General features: G+C 64.4%; 21 protein-coding genes. 15 read left to right on the forward strand and 6 right to left on the reverse strand.

Translation table 11 applies throughout. The features are described from left to right. Positions 1-19: 19 nt before the first annotated feature. On the forward strand, positions 20-1,423 hold the full coding sequence (locus NKG60_RS07830; protein ID WP_352862942.1) for an MATE family efflux transporter: 1,404 nt from the start codon (positions 20-22) through the stop codon (positions 1,421-1,423). 16 nt (positions 1,424-1,439) lie between these two features. Here the strand turns inward: NKG60_RS07830 and NKG60_RS07835 are convergent, their stop codons facing one another. The 4 genes from NKG60_RS07835 to speB form a co-directional block, all read right to left on the reverse strand. Then, a complete protein-coding gene (locus NKG60_RS07835) occupies positions 1,440-2,087 on the reverse strand; it encodes an amino acid ABC transporter permease (protein ID WP_352974738.1) in 648 nt (215 codons plus the stop codon). Continuing rightward, on the reverse strand, positions 2,084-2,752 hold the full coding sequence (locus NKG60_RS07840) for an amino acid ABC transporter permease (RefSeq protein ID WP_352663666.1): 669 nt from the start codon (positions 2,750-2,752) through the stop codon (positions 2,084-2,086). Before NKG60_RS07840 ends, NKG60_RS07835 begins: the two co-directional genes overlap by 4 nt. 6 nt (positions 2,753-2,758) lie before the next feature. Next, a complete protein-coding gene (locus NKG60_RS07845) occupies positions 2,759-3,568 on the reverse strand; it encodes a transporter substrate-binding domain-containing protein (protein WP_352862943.1) in 810 nt (269 codons plus the stop codon). Between the two features lie 136 nt (positions 3,569-3,704). Next, on the reverse strand, positions 3,705-4,766 hold the full coding sequence (gene speB, locus NKG60_RS07850) for an agmatinase (protein WP_352974741.1): 1,062 nt from the start codon (positions 4,764-4,766) through the stop codon (positions 3,705-3,707). 181 nt (positions 4,767-4,947) lie between these two features. Here speB and gcvA point away from each other — a divergent pair, with 181 nt between their 5' ends. The 8 genes from gcvA to NKG60_RS07890 all read left to right on the forward strand — a co-directional run bounded on the left by gcvA (position 4,948) and on the right by NKG60_RS07890 (position 13,857). Next, a complete protein-coding gene (gene gcvA / locus NKG60_RS07855) occupies positions 4,948-5,922 on the forward strand; it encodes a transcriptional regulator GcvA (RefSeq protein WP_352862945.1) in 975 nt (324 codons plus the stop codon). A gap of 193 nt (positions 5,923-6,115) precedes the next feature. Next, complete coding sequence (gene pncB / locus NKG60_RS07860; RefSeq protein WP_352862946.1) at positions 6,116-7,420, forward strand: nicotinate phosphoribosyltransferase; 1,305 nt, start codon at positions 6,116-6,118, stop codon at positions 7,418-7,420. A gap of 171 nt (positions 7,421-7,591) precedes the next feature. Next, a complete protein-coding gene (locus NKG60_RS07865; RefSeq protein WP_352862947.1) occupies positions 7,592-9,025 on the forward strand; it encodes a hypothetical protein in 1,434 nt (477 codons plus the stop codon). A gap of 163 nt (positions 9,026-9,188) precedes the next feature. Next, a complete protein-coding gene (locus tag NKG60_RS07870) occupies positions 9,189-10,493 on the forward strand; it encodes an ABC transporter substrate-binding protein (protein WP_352467797.1) in 1,305 nt (434 codons plus the stop codon). A gap of 86 nt (positions 10,494-10,579) precedes the next feature. Further along, positions 10,580-11,461: a branched-chain amino acid ABC transporter permease gene (locus tag NKG60_RS07875; RefSeq protein WP_352862948.1), complete on the forward strand. Its 882-nt coding sequence runs from the start codon at positions 10,580-10,582 to the stop codon at positions 11,459-11,461. Further along, the gene (locus tag NKG60_RS07880; protein WP_352974745.1) at positions 11,458-12,420 is read left to right on the forward strand and encodes a branched-chain amino acid ABC transporter permease; all 963 of its coding nucleotides are present in this window, start codon (positions 11,458-11,460) and stop codon (positions 12,418-12,420) included. The genes NKG60_RS07875 and NKG60_RS07880 overlap by 4 nt, the downstream gene beginning before the upstream one ends. Beyond that, the gene (locus tag NKG60_RS07885; protein ID WP_352974747.1) at positions 12,417-13,145 is read left to right on the forward strand and encodes an ABC transporter ATP-binding protein; all 729 of its coding nucleotides are present in this window, start codon (positions 12,417-12,419) and stop codon (positions 13,143-13,145) included. Before NKG60_RS07880 ends, NKG60_RS07885 begins: the two co-directional genes overlap by 4 nt. Continuing rightward, on the forward strand, positions 13,138-13,857 hold the full coding sequence (locus tag NKG60_RS07890) for an ABC transporter ATP-binding protein (protein WP_352974749.1): 720 nt from the start codon (positions 13,138-13,140) through the stop codon (positions 13,855-13,857). The genes NKG60_RS07885 and NKG60_RS07890 overlap by 8 nt, the downstream gene beginning before the upstream one ends. Here the strand turns inward: NKG60_RS07890 and NKG60_RS07895 are convergent, their stop codons facing one another. Together NKG60_RS07895 and pncA are read right to left on the reverse strand one after the other, a co-directional pair. After that, positions 13,858-15,285 carry a sodium:proton antiporter gene (locus tag NKG60_RS07895; RefSeq protein ID WP_352974750.1) on the reverse strand — a complete coding sequence of 476 codons (1,428 nt, stop codon included), beginning with the start codon at positions 15,283-15,285 and terminating at the stop codon, positions 13,858-13,860. 40 nt (positions 15,286-15,325) lie between these two features. Then, entirely contained in the window at positions 15,326-15,925 is a 600-nt protein-coding gene (pncA, locus tag NKG60_RS07900) for a bifunctional nicotinamidase/pyrazinamidase (protein ID WP_352490552.1), read from the reverse strand. A 272-nt stretch (positions 15,926-16,197) separates the two neighbouring features. Between pncA and NKG60_RS07905 the strand changes: the two genes are divergently transcribed. From NKG60_RS07905 to NKG60_RS07930, 6 genes are read left to right on the forward strand one after another with little or no spacing between them, the layout of a single operon-like run. Beyond that, a complete protein-coding gene (locus tag NKG60_RS07905) occupies positions 16,198-17,058 on the forward strand; it encodes an FAD binding domain-containing protein (protein WP_352862953.1) in 861 nt (286 codons plus the stop codon). Beyond that, the gene (locus tag NKG60_RS07910) at positions 17,058-19,811 is read left to right on the forward strand and encodes a molybdopterin-dependent oxidoreductase (RefSeq protein WP_352862954.1); all 2,754 of its coding nucleotides are present in this window, start codon (positions 17,058-17,060) and stop codon (positions 19,809-19,811) included. Before NKG60_RS07905 ends, NKG60_RS07910 begins: the two co-directional genes overlap by 1 nt. Next, positions 19,808-21,352 (forward strand): 6-hydroxynicotinate reductase, encoded by a 1,545-nt coding sequence (locus NKG60_RS07915; protein WP_352862955.1) that lies wholly within the window; start codon positions 19,808-19,810, stop codon positions 21,350-21,352. Before NKG60_RS07910 ends, NKG60_RS07915 begins: the two co-directional genes overlap by 4 nt. Continuing rightward, entirely contained in the window at positions 21,349-22,224 is an 876-nt protein-coding gene (locus NKG60_RS07920; RefSeq protein ID WP_352974753.1) for a UPF0280 family protein, read from the forward strand. The genes NKG60_RS07915 and NKG60_RS07920 overlap by 4 nt, the downstream gene beginning before the upstream one ends. After that, positions 22,217-22,801: an amino acid synthesis family protein gene (locus tag NKG60_RS07925; protein WP_352862957.1), complete on the forward strand. Its 585-nt coding sequence runs from the start codon at positions 22,217-22,219 to the stop codon at positions 22,799-22,801. Before NKG60_RS07920 ends, NKG60_RS07925 begins: the two co-directional genes overlap by 8 nt. Next, on the forward strand, positions 22,798-23,259 hold the full coding sequence (locus NKG60_RS07930) for a MarR family winged helix-turn-helix transcriptional regulator (RefSeq protein ID WP_352863092.1): 462 nt from the start codon (positions 22,798-22,800) through the stop codon (positions 23,257-23,259). The genes NKG60_RS07925 and NKG60_RS07930 overlap by 4 nt, the downstream gene beginning before the upstream one ends. Positions 23,260-23,318: the final 59 nt, after the last annotated feature.

Below are 23,318 nucleotides of genomic sequence, written 5' to 3' on the forward strand. Positions count from 1 at the left end.
GGATAGGCGGAAAACTAGAATGTCTGCGATCGAAGCCGACGCTCGCGCGCCGGAAAACCTTTGGCGTCGGGAAATCAGGGCGATGCTGGCGCTCGCCTGGCCGATGGTGCTGACCAATCTCGGCCAGACCGCGATGACCGCTACCGACGTCATGATGATGGGGCGGCTGGGGCCGGACACGCTGGCCAGCGGTGCACTTGGCGCCAATCTCTATTTCATGCCGCTCATCTTTGGGCTCGGCTTGATGCTGGCGACCTCGCCGATGATGGCGACCGAGCTCGGCCGTCGCCGCCACTCGGTGCGCGATCTGCGCCGCACCGTGCGCCAGGGTCTGTGGCTGGCGATCCTCATTTGCATTCCGATATGGGTCCTTCTCTGGCACGGCGAGAGCGTGTTGCTGGCCATGGGTCAGGAACCGGCGCTGGCGCACCAGGCCGGCGTCTATCTGCGCTGGCTTGAATGGGCGGTGCTGCCCTTTTTCGGCTACATCGTCCTGCGCTCGTTTATTTCGGCCCTGGAGCGGCCGGGCTGGGCACTGATCATCGTTTTCGTTGCCGTCGCCTGCAACGCCTTTTTCAACTGGCTGTTCATGTTCGGCAATCTCGGCATCCAATCGATGGGCATCGCCGGCTCCGGCCTTGCCACCACGCTGTCCAGCACACTTATGTTCGCCGGCATGGCGGTGGTGGTGATGCTTGAGAAGAAATTTCGGCGCTATCGTCTGTTCGGACGCTTCTGGCGGGCCGACTGGCCGCGCTTCAAGGGCCTGCTGCGGCTCGGCCTGCCGATCGCGGGCCTGCTGGCCTTCGAGGTGACGATCTTCAACGCGGCGGCCTTTCTCATGGGCCTGATCGATGCGGCTTCGCTTGCCGCCCATGCGATCGCCATCCAGATCGCCTCGATCACCTTCATGGTGCCGCTCGGCCTCAACCAGGCGGTGACGGTGCGCGTCGGACTTGCCCACGGCGCCGGCAATCCGGAAGGTGTCAGCCGGGCTGGCTGGACCGCCTATGTCGTCGGTGTCTCCTTCATGGCGCTGATGGGGCTGGTGATGATCCTGTGGCCGCATCTCCTGATCGGCGCCTTCATCGACCTGGGCAATCCGGCGAATGCCGAGGTGGTGGCGCTTGCCGTGTCGTTCCTCGCCTTTGCCGCGCTGTTCCAGGTTTTTGACGGCGCGCAGGCGGTGGCCAGCGGCATGCTGCGCGGCCTGCACGACACTAAGGTGCCGATGATCTATGCCGCGATCGGCTATTGGGGCATCGGCCTGCCGCTCGGCGTGCTGCTGGCCTTCCGTTTCGGCTTCAATGGCGTCGGCATCTGGATCGGCCTGTCGTCGGGACTGGCGGTGGTTGCCGCGCTCCTGCTGGGGCGCTGGCTGCGGCGCGACCGTATAGCGCCGCCTCAGGTATTCGGGCGTTGAAGCGCTGGTCGCCCGCTCAGCGGGCCGCCGCCCGCTGCTCGAGCGAACGTGCGTATTGCGTAAGCGGAAAGCACATGACGAAGAAGATCAGCGCTACCAGCCCATAGACTTTGAACGGTTCGAAGGTCGCATTGTTGATCGCGTTGGATATCCTCACCAGCTCCTCGAAACCGATGATCGAGGTCAGCGCGGTCGACTTGATCAGCTGCACCAGAAAGCCGACGGTCGGCGCGCGGGTGATCGAAAACGCCTGCGGCAAGATGATCAGCCTGAGCTCCTGCAAATAGTGCAGGCCGAGGCTGGCGCCGGCGTCCCACTGGCCGCGCGGCAGCGCATCGACGCCGCCGCGCCAGATCTCGGCGAGATAGGCGCTGGCGAAGAAGGTCAGGCCAAGCACCGCCGCGGTCCACGGCTCGATGCGCAGGCCCAACATCGGCAGGCCGAAGAACATCAGGAACAGCTGCATCAGCAGCGGCGTGCCCTGGAAAAGCGCGATGTAGCCGGAGGCAAGCCGCCGCGCCCATTTATTCTTGGCGATCCGGAAGAACAGCACGATCATGCCGACCACGGCGCCGCCGACAAAGGCAGCCAACGACAAGAGCACCGTCCAGCGCGCCGCCAGCAGCAGGTTGCGCAGAATGTCCCAGAAGGTGAATTCGATCATGACACGCCGGCTCCAAGAAGCCGGCGCCCGCCGCCGACCAGCAGCCGGCGCAGCCCAATCGACAGGGCGAGATAGACCATCGTCACCACGAAATAGGTCTCGAAAGCCCGGAACGTGCGTGCCTGCAGCATGTCGGCTTCGTAGGTCAGCTCGCGCACCGCGATCTGCGACACCACGGCGGATTCCAGCATCATGATGACGATCTGGCTGGTCAGCGCCGGATAGATCACCTTGAGCGCCTGCGGCAGCACGATCTTGATGAAGACCTGGCGCGGCCTGAGCCCAAGGGCGAGAGCCGCTTCCGTCTGCCCGGGCGGCACCGCGTCGAGCCCGGCGCCAACGATCTCGATCGTGTAGGCGGCCATGTTGAGCGTCATCGCCAACATGGCTGCCAGCACCGGATCGAGCCTGACGCCGATGCTGGGCAGCCCGAAGAAGATGAAGAACAGCTGCACCAGGAAAGGCGTGTTGCGGATCACCTCGACATAGACGCCGATCGCCCGCTTGAGCAGCAGCGGGCCGTTCCGCCGCCCTGCGGCGCCGAGGATGCTGAGCAAGGTTCCCGCCAGCGTGGTCACGGCGATCAACAGGATCGTCGTGGCCGCGCCGCGCGCGATCGCCCCTGTCGCCCCGGCAAGCCAGCCGAAGTCGAGGCTATAGGTCACTGGCCGTCAATCCTTGAGATTGGCGGGATCGAGCGGTGTCTTCAGCCAGGCCTTCGAGCTTTCGTCCAGTTTGCCGTCGGCCAGCATCTTGGCAACCGCATCGTTGACCGCTTGCTTCAGGCGGTCTTCCTTCTTGTTGAGGCCGATATGCGAGGGCGAGGTGAGAAGCTGGAATTTCTGCTCCGGCTTCAGCGCCTCCTGGCGGGCGAGCACCTGGGCGCCGACATCGTTGCCGACCACCATCAGCTGGGTCTGGCCCGAGATGAAGGCCTGGATGACGGAATTGTAGTTGTCGAAACGGCGGATGTCGGCCGAGGCGGGTGCTACCTCGGTCAGCGAGGTGTCCTCCAGCGTGCCGCGATTGACGGCGATCGACTTGTCGGCGAGGTCTTCCTTGCCTTTGATCGCAAGTGCTGCCGGGCCGATGACGGCGATGTAATAGGGCGCGTAGGCGGCGGCGAAATCGATCACCTGCTCACGCTCCTTGGAATAGCCGACGCTCATCAGCAGGTCGACGCGCTTGTCGGTAAGATACGGGATGCGGTTCTGGCCGGTCACGCTGACCAGATTGAGCTTGACCTTGAGCTGGTCGGCGATGAATTGCGCGACGTCGATGTCGTAGCCCTTGATGCTCATATCGGCGCTGGCCGAGGAGAAGGGCGGGAAATCGGAAAAGATGCCGACATTGATGGCGCCGGCCTTGACGATGTCGTCGATCGCGTCGGCATTGACGGCCTGGGTGGTGAAACCAAGACCGGCCGCACCGAGCATCAGCACGGCGGCGATAGATGATTTGAGTTTCATGTGAAGTGTCATTTTTATTCCCCTGCTGGAAGCTTGTTTGTTTGAGTGCAACCGCCGGCTCCAGCGCGGCGGTCGCTTTGGATTCTCTAGTGGACCATGATCTTCTCCGAAAACCGGTTCCCACTTTTCGGGATCATGGTCGAGCGTGTCAGCCCGCCTTGCCGGTGATTGCCGGGCTGAAAACCATCAGGCTGAGGATCTCGAACAGCACCTGCGCGCCGGCGTGGGCGGTGTTGGTGGTTGCGTCGTATTGTGGTGCCACCTCGACGACGTCGCCGCCGACGATGTTGAGGCCCTTCAGGCCGCGCAGCAGCTCGAGCACTTCGCGCGTCGTCAGCCCGCCGACTTCCGGTGTGCCGGTGCCCGGCGCGAAGGCCGGGTCGACGCTGTCGATGTCGAAGGAGACATAGGTCGGGCCGTCGCCGACTATCCTGCGCGCCTTCTCGATAATGGCGGGGATGCCGAGGCCGGTCACCTCTTCGGCATGCACCACGGTCATGCCGGACCCATAGGTGAACTCCCAAAGGTACTCGGCCGAGCCGCGAATGCCGATCTGGATGGTGCGGCTCGGGTCGAGCACGCCGTCCAGCACCGCGTTACGGAACGGCCCGCCATGGTGGAACTTGGTCATGTCGAACAGGCCGCTGGTGTCGCAATGAGCGTCGATATGGATCATGCCGACCGGCGCCTTCTTGCCGACAGCCTTCAGGATCGGGTGGCTGATCGAATGGTCGCCGCCGACAGATAAGGGCAGCACGCCGGCATCGACGATCTGGTTGGTGCGGCGTTCGATGTCGTCATGGCTGGTCTCCAGCCGGTAGCGGCTCTGGAATGGCACGTCGCCGATGTCGGCGACCTTCAGCTCATGCGTCGGCGCGCATTCCAGCACATGGTTGTAGGGGCCGATGCGCTCGATGGCGCGCAGCGCCCTTGGCCCGAAACGGGCGCCCGGCCGGTTGGTGACGCCCAGATCCATCGGCACACCGATCATCGCCACCTGAAGATCGCCGAAATCCGGATTGTCGGGGGCGATTTCACGATAGGGCGCCGCGAGGAAGGTCGGGATGCCGGAATAGGGCGCCAGCCGCGTGCCGCTCTTGGAGAAGATCTTGTCGGCGACACGCTGGAATTTCGGGTCGAACATTTCGCCGCCATGGCTCTCGCCGTATTTGCGGCGCAACGCTTCGAGCTTGCCGCGGTCGTAACCCATGTCGGTCCTCCATGGCTGGTGAAGCGCGCGGACGACGCCTCGATAGCCGCAGCCGTCGGCTGCCTGCAGCTTTCACGTCTTGATGCAATGCCTGGGCAAAGTGTCCTGTAGCTGCATTGAAAAATCAATTGATATTGTTAGGGTGTTTGTTGTGAGAAAATCTCACAGAGTTCAGGTTCCAATGGCCAAGCGTTTGCCACCGCTCAATCCGCTGCGCGCCTTCGAGGCGACGGCGCGCCACGCCTCGCTGACCAAGGCGGCGGCTGAGCTCAACGTCACCCATGGCGCCATCAGTCATCAGATCAAGGCGCTCGAACAATCGTTGGGCATCAAGCTGTTCGAGCGTTCCGGCCAGCGGGTGAAGCTGACGCCGCACGGCGCCGAATTGCTGCCGGCGGTGTCGACCGCCTTCGACGGCATTGCCGCCGCCACCCAGCGCATGACACGGCCGGCCAGCACCGGCGCGCTGTCGGTATCCTGCGTGCCGGCGCTGCTGTTGCTGTGGATGATCCCGCGGCTGGGCAGCTTCACTTCGCAATATCCGGATATCCGGCTGACGCTGATCCCATCCAATGATGCCAAGGACGTCCGCGCACCGCATATCGATGTCTGCGTGCACTATGGTGACGGCAGCTGGACCGATTGCTGGATGCGCAAATGGTCGGGTCTCGAACTTTTCCCGGTGGTCAGCCCGACGCTGATCAACAACCGCCCGATCCGCACCGTCCGCGACCTCGCCGATCACGTCTTCCTGCATGGCGACGACGGCCGCGAATGGCACACCTGGCTGGCTGCCGCCGACGCGCTAGACCTGGAGCGCGGCCGCCGCCACCATCTTGGCGACGCGCGCATGGCGACCGAGGCCGCGGTCCACGGCCATGGCGTGGCGCTCGGCGATACAGTGACGGCAAGCGGACTGCTCGCCAGGGGCCTGCTTGTCGCGCCATTCAGCCTTTCCGTGCCGGCGGTCGACGATTTCTACGTCGTCTGCCGCAACGAGATGCGGTCGGCGCCGATCGTGCAATTGTTCATCGACTGGCTGTTTGCCGAGAAAGAGCAGGCCGACCGCCGCGCCGATGCGCCGGTGGCGGGCCGCATCGGCACTCGTCGCAAGCGTCCGGCGCTCAAGGTGGTCGGCGCCAAGACCGCATCCTGAGGCCGACACTGCCGTGGGCGCCGCTTGCCGCAGGGGCTTCTTTTTGTCGGGCCAGTCCGCAAAGCGGGAGGCGCTTTCAAAAATTCGATGCTAAGAGGCATTTGGAGCAATTCCGGGAAAACTGCGCAGCGGTTTTCCGTCCGGAATTGCGCTAGACAAAAGCTAGAGCGAGCAGCGAAGGCGGCATTGAGAGATGGCAAAGACCGATATAGCGCGGCGCGTCTACAACCACACCTGGAAGCTCGACCCGATCGTCCGCAGCTTGCTCGACACCGATTTCTACAAGCTTCTGATGCTGCAGATGATCTGGGGCATGTATCCCAAGGTCGACGCCACCTTCTCGCTGATCAACCGAACCACCTCGGTCCGCCTTGCCGAGGAGATCGACGAGACGGAGCTGCGCGAGCAGCTCGACCATGCCCGTACCTTGCGCTTCTCGAAGAAAGAGATGATCTGGCTCGGCGGCAACACCTTCTATGGCCGCAAGCAGATCTTCGAACCGGAATTCCTCGCCTGGCTGGAAAATTTCCGGCTGCCCGAATACGAGCTTTCCAAGCGCGACGGCCAATACGAACTCGCCTTCAGCGGCCCGTGGATGTACACGACGCTGTGGGAGATCCCGGCGCTGGCAATTATCAATGAACTTCGATCTCGCGCGGCCATGCGGGCGTTCGGGCCGTTCGCGCTCGACGTGCTCTATGCCCGCGCCAAGGCCAAGATGTGGGCCAAGACCGAGCGGCTGAAGGCGCTGCCCGGCATCCGCATCTCGGATTTCGGCACCCGCCGCCGTCATTCTTTCCTGTGGCAGCGCTGGTGCGTCGAAGCGTTGAAGGAAGGCATCGGCGAGGCCTTCACCGGCACTTCCAATGTGCTGCTCGCCATGGACAACGATCTCGAGGCGCTCGGCACCAACGCGCATGAACTGCCGATGGTGTTCGCCGCGCTCACCAATTCGGAAAAGGAATTGAAACAGTCGCCCTACAACGTGCTGCAGGACTGGCAGCGCTACTACGGCGGCAATTTGCTGATCGTACTGCCGGACACCTTCGGCACCGCGGCTTTCCTGCGCGATGCGCCGGACTGGGTCGCCGACTGGACCGGCTTCCGCCCCGACAGCGCGCCGCCGATCGAGGGCGGCGAGAAGATCATTTCCTGGTGGCGCGAAAAGGGCAGGGACCCCAAGCAGAAGCTGCTCATCTTTTCCGACGGGCTTGAGGTCGAGACCATCGAGGAAACCTACCGCCACTTCCGCGGCAAGGTGCGCATGTCCTTCGGCTGGGGCACCAACCTGACCAACGATTTCGAGGGCTGCGCGCCGACCGAGACCAACCGGCTAGACGCCATCTCGCTGGTCTGCAAGGTCACCGAAGCCAACGGCAGGCCGGCGGTCAAGCTTTCCGACAATCCGGCCAAGTCGACAGGCTACGAGAAAGAGATCGAGCGCTATCTGCGCATCTTCGGCCAGAAGGACCGCGTGGAGCAGTTGGTCAAGGTGTGAGGGTGTGGGGAACTCTTGCGTAGTATGAGTTCCTTCGCGCCCCCCTCTGTCCTACCGGACATCTCCCCCACGAGGGGGGAGATTGGCCATCACCCCCGCTTTCGCCAATCTTGCATGTTGCAAGAAAAGCGCCGACCCCACAGCCAGCCGATCTCCCCCCAAGTGGGGGAGATGTCCGGCAGGACAGAGGGGGGCGCCGTAGAGCGCTGTTGTTCGTCAGCCATTCCTGGCCTCGTCGCTTCCTTGGCATTCCTGCCCACGCCCGCGTTCGCCCACGCCTCCGACCGCGGCCACGTTCTGCTGCTTCCCACCGGCTACTATGTCGCCGGCGGCGCGCTCGCCATTGCCGCGAGCTTCCTGATCCTGGCTCTACTCCCGCCGGACTCCCTCGACCGCTTCTGGCGCAAACGCCTGCCGCTTTTCGCCTTCGGCGACGGAGCGCGGACTGCCGTCAGCCTGGTATCCTTTGCCGGCTTTGCAATTCTCATTGCCGCCGGCCTGTTCGGCAGCCGCGATCCGCTCTCCAACCCGCTGCCGCTGACCGTATGGACATTGCTCTGGGTTGGCCTGGCTCTGTTGCAGGGGCTCGCCGGCGATCTCTGGTCGTGGCTCAATCCCTGGTACGGGCCGTGCCGCGTCGCCTCGCGCCTGTCCGGCAGAACGCAGCCGTGTCTGCTCCCCCGGTGGCTCGGCTATTGGCCGGCTTTCGTGCTGTTCTTCGCCTTCGCCTGGTTCGAGCTGATCGACCCGGCGCCCGACGATCCGGCTCGGTTGGCCTGGGCCGCCGGCGCCTACTGGCTGCTGAGCTTCGCCGCCATGCAGGCCTTCGGCTACCGCGACTGGAGCCTGCGCGGTGAATTCCTGACCGTATTCTTTTCGATGGTGGCGCGCTTCGCCATCGTCGAGCGTGGTGCAGACGGCCGACTCAAACTCTGCTGGCCGGGCGCCAAGCTGCTTGGTGCCGCGCCGCTGCCGCTCAGCGGCGTCGCTTTCCTGCTGCTCTCGCTGTCGTCGGTGTCCTTCGACGGCCTGTCGAAAACCTTCTTCTGGCTAGGCTGGTTCGGCATCAATCCGCTGGAGTTCCCTGGACGCACCGCTTTGATCGGCATCGGCAGTTTCGGTCTTGTGCTGAGCTTTGCCGTGCTTGCGGCCGTGTTCGCGCTCGCCGTCTTTCTTGGCCAGCACCTTGCCGGCAGCAAGCATTCGCTTGGTCACGCCGCCGGGCTTTTGGTCTGGTCGATCGTGCCGATAGCGCTCGCCTACCACTTCGCACACTATCTGACGGCACTGCTGGTCGACGGCCAATATGCGATTGCCGCTCTCTCCGACCCGTTTGCGCTGGGCTGGAACCTGTTCGGTAGCGCCGACATGTCAATTGAAGCCGGCGTCGTCGCCGGCGCCGGTTCGGCGTGGTGGCTGTGGAACCTCCAGGCCGGCGTCATCATAGTAGGCCACATATTTGCAGTGTTTGTCGCCCATGGCTTGGCCTGGCGGCTGCACCCCATTCCGGTTCGCGCCGCGCTCAGCCAGTTCCCGCTCACCGTGCTGATGATCGCCTACACCGTCCTCGGCCTATGGCTGCTTGCGACGCCGAGCGCCGGATGAACGAGGTGTGCGATGCCCGTCGATCGAACCTTGGGGAAAGCTCGCTTGCCACGTCGGAGCTTTGGTGATTTAGTTTGTACACATGCAATTTTCTGCCCTCTTAGCAAGAGTGGTCTGCCTCGCTACAGCCATTGGTCAAAGCTCAAAAACAAGGGGAACTGCCGTGACTGACAAGAATGGGTTTTTCGATCTCTCCAGATCCGCTCTCACCCGCCGCACGGCGCTAAAAGGCCTGGCCGCGGGCGCTGGCCTCGCCGTCGCGCCTGGGTTCGTGCGGTACAGCCAGGCGCAGAGTTCGGCGCCGATCAAGATCGGCTTCCAGTCGCACCGCACCGGTATCGGCGCCGCCTACGGCCGCTGGTACGAGAAGACCACGGCGGCTGCGGTCAAGGCGATCAACGATGCCGGCGGCATCAACGGCCGGCCGGTCGAGGTGATCATCGAGGATGACGGCACCGATCCCGGCCGCGGCGCCGAAGTCGTCGGCAAGTTCGCCTCCCAGCACAAGACCGACATAGTCTACGGTACGCTGTTTTCGCATGTCGTCATCGGCTCGGCGCCGGCCGCCGGCGAGGCCAAGATGCCTTATTTCGTCGTTAGCGAAGGCCACCACGTCGCCTCGACCAAATTGAACCGCTACGTCTTTCAGCCCGGCATCACCGATGTGAAGAGCCAGATCCAGTCGATGGCGCCGTGGATTGCCGCCAACGCCGGCAAGAAGGTGACGCAGATCTTCCCCGATTTCGCCTTCGGCTACGACCATCGCGACTACCTGCCGCCGGCGCTGAAGGCGCAAGGCGCCGAGGTCATCGCGCAGATCGCGATTCCGCCGACGGAATCCTCCTTCACCAAATATTTCCCGCAGATCCCCGCGGAGACCGAGGTGATCTACCACGTCATGGTCGGCCCGGCGGTGCTCACCTTCGTCAAGGAGCTCGGCGAGTTCTACGGCTCCAATCGGCCGCAGCTGTTCGGCTTCATCGATTCGCTCGAAGCCACCGACATCAACAGCCCCGGCCTCGAATTCCTCGACGGCAGCCATTTCTGGGAAGGTTCGCCGCGTTATGCGCAGCCCGATGACTCCCCTGCGCAGAAGGCCTACCGCGCCGCCGTCGGCATCGACGACAATGGTGCCGCTGTCGGCGACCCCAAGGACGTCTCCACCGCCGCGCACATGTTCGGCTGCTGGGAAACGCTCTACGTCGTCAAGAAGGCGATGGAGGACGCCGGCTACAAGGGCCCGGAAGACCGCGCCAAGCTGGTCGAGGCGACCGAGGCGTTGACCGAGTTCGCCGAGGGGCCCGAGCATCCGCAGGGACCGAAAACCTTCAACGGCAAGATCCACCAGTGTTTTGGTATCCAGAACATCTCCAAGGTCGAAGGCGGCCGGCTGAATGTCGTCCACAAGACCAAGATCGAGGACGGCCTCTACGAGCCGGAAGGGGATTACACCACGCAGGCGCTGTGAGCTTGGCTGCTGCCGCAAGCGTGAGCGCCGAGACATTCCCCTCAGGCCAGAGGGGGGTGCTTCGCGCATCCGCCGGTACTTAGCCGATGCACTTCGGACCACACCTGCTCCTCGCCGCCCTCGAAGGCCTCGTCACCTCCGCCGTGCTGGCGCTGACGGCGCTTGGCCTATCGCTGGTGTTCGGCGTCATGCGCGTCGTCAATGTCGCGCATGGCGAGTTCTTCATGCTGGGCGCGGTGCTTGCCTGGGCGATCTCTACGGCGATATCCGGCCATCCGGCGCTTGGCTTCCTGGCCGCCCTGGTGCTGGCGCCGCTAATCGTCGGCCTGATCGCGCTGATCGCCGAACGGCTGGTGCTGCGCCGGCTCAACTACAATCCGGAAGCCACCATCGTCGCCACCATCGGCATGCTCTACATCATCCAGCAACTGGCGCTGACCTTCTACGGCCCGGAGGCGCGGCCGGTGGAGCCGCCGTTCAGCTACCGCATCCTCCTGCCGTGGTTCGGCTATTCCGGCTACAAGCTGTCGATCATCGCCGCGTCGGCGCTGCTGCTGGTCGCGACCTGGCTGGTGCTGACGCGCACGAAAATCGGCCTCATCATGCGCGCCACACAATATGACAGCGAGACGGCGCAGGCCTTCGGCATTCCGGTGACCAAAGTCTATGCCGGCGTCTTTGCCCTCGGCGCCATGCTGGCTGCTGTCGCCGCGGTGCTGATCGTGCCGATCAGCCAGGCGCATTATCTGATGGGACAAGACCCGCTGCTGCTCTCGTTCATCGTCGTCATCATCGGCGGCCTTGGTTCGTTGCGCGGCACGGTCGTCGCCGCGGTGCTGATCGGCCTTTCCGACGGCATTATCTCGGTGTTCTTCTCACCGACGCTGGCCAAGATCATCGCCACCTTGCTCGTCGCCATGGTGCTGGTGTTCCGGCCGCAGGGCCTGTTCGGGACGACATCGCGATGAAGGATGCTTCGCCGGCAAAGCCATATGCGCTGCATCTCGGCGTCATCGCCCTGCTTTTGGGGCTTAGCTTCATCCTGCCGGAATACCATCACGGCCTGCTCGCCCGCATCATGGTGCTGGCGGTCTTCGCCATGGGCTATAATCTGCTGTTCGGCTATGTCGGGCTGCTCAGCCTCGGCCATGCCATGTTCTTTTCGGCCGGGCTCTATGGCGCCGGGCTTGCCGTCATCCATCTCGGCTGGAGCGTATCGGCCGCCTTCGCAACCGGGCTTGCCTGCGGCGCGCTTCTCGCGCTGGTGATCGGGCTGCTGGCGCTGCGCACCTCCGGCGTCGCCTTCATGATCGTCACAATGATGTTCGCGCAGGTATTCTATCTCGTCATCCTCTATCTCGCCGCGTGGACCGGCGGCGACCAGGGCATGGTCGTGCCGCAGCCGATGCGTGTCCTGGTCCTGGGCAGCACGTCGCTCGACCTCACCAACCCGACCGTGCGCTATATGAGCGCGCTGGCGATGTTCTCGATCGTGCTGCTTATAAGCCTGGCCATAGTCCGCTCCGGCTACGGTCGCGTGCTGGTCGCCATCCGCGAGAACGAGGAGCGGACCAAGATGCTTGGCTACGATACGTTCTCCAGCAAGCTTGCCGCCGTCGTCATCTCCGGCAGCATCTGCGCGGCGTCCGGCGCGGCCTATGCGCTGCTGTTCGGCTATGTCGGCTCGAGCTTCGCCTCGGTGCAATATTCCATCCTGCCGCTGCTCTGGGTGCTGCTGGGCGGCGCCGCCACCACGCTCGGGCCGCTGATCGGCACGCTGTTCATGTATTACGTCATCGACGTCGCCAGCGGCTACACCTCGGCCTATTTGCTGATCGTCGGCATAGCACTGATCCTGCTGGTGCTGTTCTTCCCGAAAGGCATTCTCGGCAGTATCCGCCAACGCTGGGTCGGGTGGTTGCCATGATGCCGCTTTTGACGACCAAAGGACTGTCGCGCAGTTTCGGCGGCTTGCGCGCCGTCGACGGCGTCGACTTCGCGCTGATGCCGGGCGAGATCCGCGCCGTCATCGGCCCCAACGGTGCCGGCAAAACCACCTTCGTCAGCCTGGTCAGCGGCCGCATCCAGCCCTCGTCGGGCACGATCGTTTTCGATGGCGCCGACATCACCAGCCTGCCGGCCTACGCCAGGGTTCGCCTTGGCATCGCCTACACGTTCCAGATCACCAGCGTCTTCGCCAATCTCAGCGCCTACGACAATGTTGCCCTGCCGGTGCAGCGCACGCTGACCGACGGCCGCTCGAAGAGTGCGGTTCACACCGGCGTCATGGCCGCCCTCGAGCGTACCGGCCTTGCCGACCGCGCCCACATGCCGGCGGGGCAATTGTCCTACGGTCACCAGCGCCTGTTGGAAGTGGCGATGGGGCTGGCACTGAAGCCGCGGCTGCTGATCCTCGACGAACCGACGCAAGGGCTGGCCGACAGCGAGATCGACAATTTCATCGAGCTGGTGCGCGAGATCGCCGATAGCGCCACCGTGCTTTTGATCGAGCACAACATGCCGGTGGTCATGCAGCTCGCCGACCGCATCACCGTCTTCAACGCCGGCAGAATTTTAGCTGAAGGCACACCCGAGCAGATCCGCGCCAATGCCGCGGTGCAGGACGCCTATCTGGGGACGACCAATGGCTGAGGCCCAGTCCAAGGCACTGACGATCTCCGGGCTCGACTGCTTCTATGGCGAGGTCCAGGTGCTCTATGGCCTCGATCTCGTGTTGAACGAGGGCGAGGTGCTCTGCCTGTTCGGCCGCAACGGCGCCGGCAAGACGACGACGCTGAAGGCGATCATGGGCCTGGTGCCGGCAAGCGCCGGCTCGATCAAGCTCGAAGGGCGGGAGTTGACAGGCCTGCCGGCGCATGAGGTGCCCAAGGCCGGCGTCGCCTACGTGCCGCAGGGCCGGCGGCTGTTCGCCGAGATGACGGTGGCGGAAAACATCGAGATCGGCCTGATGGCCCGCAACAAGGGCAAGGCGACGCGCGAAAACGTGCTCGATCTTTTCCCGCTGCTGCGCCAGCGCCTCAGGCAGCGTTCCGGCACGCTGTCCGGCGGCGAGCAGCAGATGCTGGCCATGGCGCGCGCCTTGTGTCTGGAACCGCAGGTGCTCCTGCTCGACGAGCCGACCGAAGGGCTGATGCCGTCGATGATCGCCAAGATTCGCGAAACCGTGTCGAAACTGCGAGCGCTCGGCGTGTCGACAATTCTTGTCGAGCAGCGCGTCGATGCTGTGCTGTCGGTCGCAGACCGCGTTTGCTTCATCGAAAACGGCCGCAACCGCGAGACGGTCAATGTCGAGGAACTGCGTGCCGATCCCTCGGCGGTCCGTCGCTATGTCGGCGTCGGATGATCAGGCAAAGAACAGCAAGCCGGCAAGCAGGAACGTCGGGATCAGCACGGCGCCAGACCACGCCATATAGCCAAAGAAGCTCGGCATCTTGATGCCGCGATGCCTGGCAATGGCATAGACCATGAAATTCGGCGCATTGCCGACATAGGTGTTGGCGCCCATGAACACCGCGCCGGCCGAGATCGCCGCCAGCGTCGAGGCGAGTTCGGTCATCAGATGCTGCGCATCGCCGCCGGCCAGTTCGAAGAACACCAGATAGGTCGGCGCATTGTCGAGGAAGGACGACAGCGCCCCGGTCAGCCAGAAATAAGCAAGGTTGTCGGGCGCGCCGGTCGGGGAGCTGACCAGCAGCACCAACGGCGCCAGCGCGCCGTCGAGCCCGGCCCGCAATATGGCGACGACCGGCACGATGCAGATGAAGATGCTGGCGAACAGCTTCGCCACCTCGGCAATCGGCCCCCAGCTGAAGGCGTTTGCGCCGCGAAACTCCTTCGGCGAGACGACAAGCGAAGTGAAGGCCAGTATCAGGATGGCGGCGTCGCGCACCAGGTTCTGCAGCTCGAGGCTGACGCCCTGAAAAGAGAAGCTCACTTCCGGCTTCCAGGCAGCGGAAATCAGGATCGCGGCGATCACCCCTGCCAGCAGCGGGATGTTGGCCAGGCCGCGAATGCGCACCTTGCTGTCGGGCGTCGGATCCTTGATCTTCGGCGCGCCTTCCTCCCGGTGATGCATGAAGATGTCGACCGCCAGGAAAACCACCAGCACCACGCCGGCGACGAACAGCGTCTCGGGCAACAGGTGAACTGTCGTCCAGAAGAAATCGACGCCGCGCAGGAAGCCGACGAACAGCGGCGGATCGCCGAGCGGCGTCAGCGACCCGCCGATGTTGGACACCAGGAAGATGAAGAAGATGACGACATGGGCGTTGAAGCGCCGGTTGTCGTTGGCGCGGATGAGCGGCCGGATCAGGATCATCGAGGCGCCGGTTGTGCCAATGATCGAGGCAAGCACCGCCCCGCCCAGCAACAGCCCGGCATTGACCAGCGGCGTGCCGTGTATGTTGCCGGCAACGAAGATGCCGCCCGAAATGGTGAACAGCGCAAACAGCAGGATGATGAACGACATGTATTCGGTGAGCAGCGCATGCAGCACCACCTGCGTGGCCGACGGGATGCCGAAGGCGATGGCCAGCGGCCCGATCACCAACGCTGCCCAGAAGGCAGCGATCTTGCCGTAATGGTGTTCCCACGCATGTTGGAAGAGCAACGGCCCGGTCGCGATGCAAAGCAACAGCCCGGCAAACGGCAGCACCCACCACAGCGACATGGCGGCGCCCGGCAATTCGTGCGCTTCGGCCGCAAGAACCGCTCCCGGAGAAAGAATTGCGGCAATCAGTACAGCACTTGCCGTCAACGCCGCAAACCGCATGAAGCCCCTCAAAAGTCTGTCAGCTTCGGCTGGATGACGTTCAAATCAGTGCCACGCCGGCATCGCGCATCCGGCCCAGCATCCTCTCCACGGAGCCGTTGAGATCGATGCCGCGGCAGGCGTCGAGCCGCACGGACGTCGCAAAACCGAGCTTGACCGCGTCGAGCGCCGAAAAGGCGACGCAGAAATCCGTCGCCAGGCCGACCAGGGTCAGCGTCTCGATGTTCCGATCCCGGAGATAGCCGGCAAGGCCGGTCGGCGTCGTCCGGTCGTTCTCGAAGAATGCCGAATAGCTGTCGATCGCAGGACGGAACCCCTTGCGGATCACCAGCTCGGCCTTGCTCCAGGCGAGGCCCGAATGGAAATCCGACCCCAGGCTGCCCTGGATGCAGTGATCCGGCCACAGCGTCTGGTGGCCATAAGGCACATCGATCGTTTCGAACGGTTGCTTGCCGGGGTGGCTGGAGGCAAAACTGGAATGGCCGGCAGGGTGCCAGTCCTGCGTCAGCAGGACGTGCTCGGTCCGCCGGATCAGGTCATTGACCAACGGCACGATTTCGTCGCCACCAGCCACTTCCAGGGCGCCACCCGGGCAGAAATCGTTCTGCAGGTCGATGACGACAAGCGCTTCGTCGGCCATGGAGCCCTCCTTATGTTCTGGTCTTGAGCTTAGGCTCCAATGAAAACGCGACCGGACGCAGAAACTTGACCAGATGGCCGGCTGCGTCAACCTCTCATGGCACAACAAATGCGTTCCGGGCGCACCGGTGCCAACAGTCGTACAAACTCTGGCTTTGACAATTCCTGCCGGCTTGATATCATTTGCATACGAATGAATTTCCTGCCTTGAATGCTCGGGAAAATCTTTCGGCAGGATCCCCTCTCGGGAAGCCCATTCTGGGAAGGCAAAGCGTGATCCGTTACGCAAAACCCACCACGGTCGACGACGCCCTCGCTTTGCTGGGCGAAGGACAATGGCGCATCCTCGCCGGCGGCACCGACTTTTATCCGGCACAGGGCAGCAAGCCTTTCCGCGACAATATCCTCGACATCAATGGCCTGGCGGCGTTGCGCGGCATTGCCGAAGCCGAGAACCATTGGCTCGTTGGCGCGCGCACCACCTGGACCGATCTCGTCCGCCATCCGCTGCCGGCGGCCTTCGACGCGCTGAAGCAGGCGGCGCGGGAAGTCGGCTCGGTGCAGATCCAGAACACTGCCTCGATTGCCGGCAATCTTTGCAATGCCTCGCCGGCCGCCGACGGCGTGCCGGCGCTGCTGGTGCTCGATGCCGAAGTCGAACTGCGTTCCGCGGTGGCGACCCGGCATCTGCCCCTTGCAGAATTCATCCTCGGCAACCGTCGCACCGCACTGCAGCCCGGCGAAATGGTCACGGCAATCCGCATTCCCAAACCTGCGACCGCCGGCGGCTCCGCCTTCGTGAAACTCGGCGCGCGGCGTTATCTCGTCATCTCTATCGCCATGGCCGCCGCCCGCCTGGTCGTCGAAGATGGTGTCGTCAGGAACGCTGCCGTCGCCGTCGGGTCCTGCTCGGTCGTCGCCAGGCGCCTGGCGGGTGTCGAGGCGGCGCTGCGCGGCCGGCCCGTCGGCCACGCGTTGGCCACTGCGATCCAATCCGCGCCAATGGACGAGCTGTCGCCGATTGCGGATGTTCGCGGCAGCGCCGAATACCGGCTGGATGCTGCGCGCGAGATCGTTGCCCGCGCCGTGCTTGGTACGATGGGCGCTATTCCTGGCGAAAGGGCGGCAGCCTGATGGGCATGGAGCGCGCCGATATCGCCTTCGAGGTCAACGGCGCCGCCGTCAGCGTTTGCGTGCCGCCGGTGCGACGGCTGTCCGCGGTGCTGCGCGACGAGCTGCGGCTGACCGGCACCAAGATCGGCTGTGATGCCGGCGATTGCGGCGCCTGTACGGTGCTGGTCGACGGCGAGCCGGTCTGCGCCTGCCTGATGCCCGCGGCTTCCGCCTCCGGCACCGTGGTGACGACCGTCGAAGGCCTCGCCAATGGCAGGCTGTCGGCGCTGCAGGCTTCGTTCCTCAGCCATGGCGCGGCACAATGCGGCGCCTGCACGCCCGGCCTGCTGGTCGCGGCAACGGCACTCCTGGACAGGACGCCTTACCCGAGCGAGGCCGAAACGCAGGATGCGCTGGGCGGCGTGCTCTGCCGCTGTACCGGCTATCGCAAGATCGTTGCGGCGGTAATGGATGCTTGGCGCTATACCGATGGTCTCGATCCGCGCATGCCATTGTCCGGCCATGCCGTCGGCTCCTCTCCGATCCGCCTCGATGGCGTGCCGAAAGTCACCGGCGGCGAAAAGTTCGGCGGCGATTCCTTCCCCATGGATGCATTGTCTGTGCTGGTGGTCCGCTCGCCGCATTATCATGCGGCCTTCAGCTTCGGCGATCTCGATGGCTGGGTGAAATCCCATCCCGGCATTGCCGGCGTCTTCACCGCCGCCGACATTCCGGGAAAGAATTGTTTCGGCGTCATCGCGCCCTTCGCCGACCAGCCGGCGCTGGCTGAAGGATTTTCGCGCTTTCGCGGCGAGGCGGTGGCGCTGGTTGCCGGCGAATGCGAGGCTATCCTCGATCTCGACCTTGCCGATTTTCCGGTCAGTTGGACCGAATTGCCGCATTTTCTGGAAACTGGCGAAGCACGGGCCGGCGGTGCGCCACTGGTCCATGAAAACCGGCCGTCGAACCTGCTCACCTCCGGCTTCGTCGAGCGTGGCGACCCGGAGGCCGCGCTTGCCGGTGCGGCTTTCGTCGTTTCCGGCGCCATCGACACCTCCTATGTCGAGCACGCCTATATCGAACCGGAAGCCGGCTATGCCTTCATGGACGGCGACACGCTGGTCGTCGTCGCCTGCACGCAGGCGCCCTATATGGACCGTGACGACACGGCAAAAGTGCTCGGCTTTGCCCCGGAAAAGGTGCGTATCGTGCCGACCGCCACCGGCGGCGGCTTCGGCTCCAAGCTCGACGTCTCGCTGCAACCGCTCATCGGCCTCGTCGCCATGAAAACCGGTCGACCGGCGGCGCTCGCCTATACCCGCACCGAATCGATGATCTCGACCACCAAGCGCCATCCGGCTCAGATGAAAGCGAGCATCGGCGTCGATGCCGACGGCCGTGTCACCGGCATGGTCTTCGCCGGCGATTTCAACACCGGCGCCTATGCCAGCTGGGGGCCGACGGTCGCCAACCGCGTGCCGGTGCACGCCTCCGGCCCCTATGCGACGCCGAACTATCGCGCCGAAGGCCGCGCCATCCACACCAATGGTCCGATTGCCGGCGCCTTTCGCGGTTTCGGCGTGCCGCAGGCGACGATCATGCAGGAGACCCTCTATGACGAGCTCGCCGACAAGCTCGGCATGGACCGGCTCGACTTTCGCCTGAAGAACTGCCTTCGTAACGGATCCGAAACAGTCACCGGGCAGCGGCTCGAGTCGGGCGTCGGCATCGGCGACTGCCTGGAGGCCCTCCGCTCACATTGGCAGCGTGCCCTTCATGATGCCGAAGCGTTCAATGCCGGTAGCAGCGTCAAAAAACGCGGCGTCGGCGTGGCCTCGTGCTGGTACGGCTGCGGCAACACCTCGCTGCCCAATCCGTCGACCATCAAGGTCGGCATCTCGGTATCGGGCGAAGTCGTCCTGCATCAGGGGGCGGTCGATATCGGGCAAGGTTCGAACACCGTCATCGCGCAGATCTGCGCCGACGCGTTGGGTCTTCCGCTTGAAAAGCTCCGGCTGAAAGGCGCCGACACGGCGATCACCCCCGACGCCGGCAAGACCTCGGCCTCGCGCCAGACTTTCGTCACCGGCAAGGCCGCCGAAAAGGCCGGCCGCGCCTTGCGCGAGGAGATCTTGCGTTTCGCCAATGTCTCGGAAAAGGCGGCGATTGCGCTGGACGGCACAAGTCTGAGCATCGGGGAAGGCGAAGCGACGCGCCGCATCGATCTTTCGTCGCTGAAGGCAGACGCCGAAGGCTTCGTCTTCCGGGCCGAGGAAAGCTACGACCCGCCGACGCAGCCGCTCGATGCAAAAGGTCAGGGCAAGCCTTACGCTGTCTATGGCTATGGCGCCCAGATCGCCGAACTGGAGATCGACCTCAGGCTCGGCACCGTGAAGTTGATAAAAATCACCGCCGCGCACGATGTCGGCAAGGCCATCAATCCCTTGCTTGCCGAAGGCCAGATCGAGGGTGGCATCGCCCAGGGCATCGGCATGGCGCTGATGGAAGAATACATCCCCGGCCGCACCGAAAACCTGCACGACTATCTGATCCCCACCATCGGCGACGTGCCGCCGATCGAGACCATCCTGATAGAAGTTCCGGATCCGGAAGGACCCTTCGGTGCCAAGGGTTTGGGCGAGCATGTGCTGATCCCGACGGCGCCGGCGATCCTCAACGCGTTCCGCCACGCAACCGGCGTCCTGGTCACCAAAATTCCGGCGACGCCGACCCGCATCCGCGCCGCCATCCTCGACAAGGAGGCGCGCCGATGAGCGAGCTTGCCGAACGCTTCGAGACACACGATCCTGGCGAGAAGCTGGTGGCCGAGAAGATCCGCTGCGATGCCTGTCCGGTCATGTGCTACATCGCCGACGGCCGCACCGGCGCCTGCGACCGCTACGGCAATGTCGGCGGCAGGATCGTGCGGATGGATCCGCTGACCATCCTCGACCACGCGGCCGAGACAGGCGGCGCGGTCGTGCCCTTTGCCGAGGAAGGCGAGGCATGGGACGGCGAACTGGTCAACACCGGCCGCCGCTTCGTCACCGCGATCGGCGCCGGCACCACCTATCCCGACTACAAGCCGGCGCCCTTCATCGTCAGCCAGGAGGTCGAAGGCGTCGATCTGGTCACCGTCGTCACCGAGGGCATCTTCTCCTATTGCGGCGTCAAGGTGAAGATCGACACCGACCGTCATATTGGCCCCGAAACGGCAACGGTCCGTGCCCAAGGCGAGGCGATCGGCCATGTCACCACCGGCGAATACGGCTCGCAGATGCTGTCGCTGGGCGGCGTGCATCATTTGACCGGCGGCTCGAAGGCTGAAGGGCGCGCCACCTGCGACGCCATGCTCAGCCTGTGCAACCGCAAGCCGGTCGAGCTTGTCATCGACGGCGGCGCCACCGTCATCGTCGAAGCCGGCAAGCCGCCGGTCATCGACGGTAAGCTCGAACAGCGCATGCGCGTCGGCTGCGGCTCGGCCACGATCGGCATGTTCGCCACCCAGTGGCGGGGCCTTGTCGACGAGGTGGTGGTGGTCGACGACCATATCACCGGCGTCGTCTCCGAGCATCAGGCCGGCAAGGTGCTTGGCTGGCAGGATACCGGCATCAAGATCATCGGCCGCCGTTCGACGCCTGGCCGCTATTTCAAGGTCTCGGAGCCCGGCCTCGGCTGGGGCGGCACCAGCATTTCCGACCCGCTGTCGATCCTTGGTGAATGGAACGCCAAAAAGGGTGCGCGCCCCGGCATGTCGCTGCTGATGGTCTCGACCACCGGCGAGCAATTCGCCTATTACGAGCTCGACGACGAATTGAAGCCGGTCCAGAAACCGTTCCCGGAGCGGCTGCGGAAGTCGGTTGAACTGATCGAGGACAATTGCGAGCCGGCGCTCTGCACCGTGCTTTTCGTCGGCGGCGCCGGCGGCTCGCTGCGCGCCGGCGTCACCGAGAACCCGGTCAATCTGACCCGCTCGGTGCAGGGCTTGACGACTTATGTGACGGTCGGCGGCGCGCCGGTCTATGTCTGGCCGGGCGGCGGCATCACGCTGATGGTCGACGTCACCCGCGTGCCGGAAGGCGCCTTCGGCTATGTCCCGACGCCGGCGCTGGTGGCGCCGATCGAGTTCACCATGCGCCGCGACGATTATGTCAGGCTCGGCGGCTACGAAGCCGAAATCCGCAGCGTCGATGATATCCTGGCTAAGGGCGGCGAGTATCTCAACCCGCGCCAGGGCACGGCCGCACCCGGCGACAATCCCTGGCCGCCGCTGGCGCAGTTGCGTCGCGCGGTGACGAACGGAGCCGGGCGATGAACGGCCCGCAGGCGCATTGGCTCGAGGACGGCCGGCGGCTTCACCTCAATCATGGGCCGATCGATCTGATCGTCGAGGCCTTCGGCGAGGCGAGTGAATGCAGCGCCGCCTATCGCCAGGCAGTGGCGCGCTTCCAGACAATCCTGGTTGAACTGGTCGAAGAGTTGCCCGAGCTGCGCTGCCCGGCCTCCTCGCGGCCACGGACTTTCGCTGGCCCGACAGCGCGCCGCATGGAAGCGGCGGTCGTTCCGCTAGCGAAACAATTCATCACACCGATGGCGGCCGTCGCCGGCTCGGTAGCCGATGAAGTACTTTGTGCGCTGCTTGCCGGCCGCCGGCTCGATCGCGCCTATGTCAACGATGGCGGCGACAGCGCGATCCATCTCGGCAACGGCCGGTCGATGACGCTTGCCATTGCCGGGACAGGTCATGGGCTGGCAGACCGTCTCACGATCCGGGCCGAAGACGGGATCCGCGGTGTCGCGACAAGCGGCTGGCGCGGCCGCTCCTTTTCGCTCGGCATTGCCGACGCCGTCACGGTGCTGGCGCGGACGGGTGCTGAAGCCGATGGCGCCGCGACCTTGATCGCCAACGCGATCGATCTGCCCGGTCATCCGGCCGTTACGCGCGTGCCGGCGCGCGATCTCGCACCTGACAGCGATCTCGGCGACCGTTTGGTGACGCAGGGCGTCGGGCCGCTTTCCGCCGCTGAAATCGCTATTGCGCTGGAAGGTGGATTTGCCGTTGCCGAGGAGTTTCGGCGGCGCGGCCTGATTGTCGCCGCGGCGCTCTTCCTCGGCGGTCAGGCGCGCATCGCAGGTCGGGTGGCGCTCGCCAATAAAGTTTTAGAGAGGGAAATTGCTCATGCCTGAGTTTCCGATCCGCAAGATCGCCGTGCTGACCGAAGAGATTTTTCACGAAGGCGGGCCGGTGGCGAAGGTGCCGCGGCGCCGCGCGGCGGCCATGGCTGTGGTGAAGAACCCGTTCGCCGGCCGTTACGTCGAGGAACTGCAGGGCGCCATGGAAGATCTGAAGCCGCTCGGCCTGATGCTCGCTGACCGGCTAATTGCCGCCTTGGGCGGCGACGCCAAGCAGATCGACGGTTACGGCAAGGGTGCCATCGTCGGCTCCGCAGGCGAGCTGGAGCATGGCGCGCTGTGGCATGTGCCGGGCGGCTACGCCATGCGCGAGCGGCTCGGCGACGCCAAGGCGATCGTGCCCTCGGCGAAGAAGGTCGGCGCTTTCGGTGCGCGGCTCGATGTGCCGCTCGGCCACATCAACGCCGCCTATGTGCGCAGCCATTTCGACGCTATGGAAATCGGCATCAGCGATGGCCCCCGTCCCGACGAGATCCTGTTCTGCCTCGCCATGACCTGCGGCCCGCGCGTGCACGACCGCATGGGCGGACTGGCGGCCAAGGACATCAAGGCATGGGATGGGCTGCGGTGAGCGCCGACGACAATCTGCTCAAGCTGGTCGAGGCCGAGGAGCCTGACGAAAACGACTATCGCTTGCAGGAGCAGGTCGGCTTCATCCTGCGCAAGGCGCATCAGCGCCACGTCTCGATCTTCGCCGCACACATCGCCGATCTGACGCCGCCGCAATTTGCCGCTTTGGCCAAATTGCGCGACGTCGGCGAGACCTCGCAGAACCAGCTTGGCAGCCTGATCGCCATGGATGCGGCGACGGTGAAGGGCGTCATTGATCGGCTGAAAGCGCGTGGCTTTGTCGAACTTAGCAAACACGAAGTCGACAAACGGCGCCTGCTGGTCAGTCTGACGGCCGAGGGGCGCGACGCGATCGATCGGCTGATCCCGCTTGCCCGCGAGATTACGCAGGAAACGCTGGCGCCGCTTTCCGCCAAAGAAGCGGCCATTTTCATGAAGCTGCTGGCCAAGCTGGCTTGAGCTGCTGCCTGCCGGCGTTTGGTTGTTGTTCCTGCCGGGCGCTGAACGCCCGGCAGGAA

Origin of the sequence: Mesorhizobium sp. M1428 (genome assembly GCF_040317515.1) — a bacterium.
In the GTDB taxonomy this organism is placed as follows: Bacteria; Pseudomonadota; Alphaproteobacteria; order Rhizobiales; family Rhizobiaceae; genus Mesorhizobium.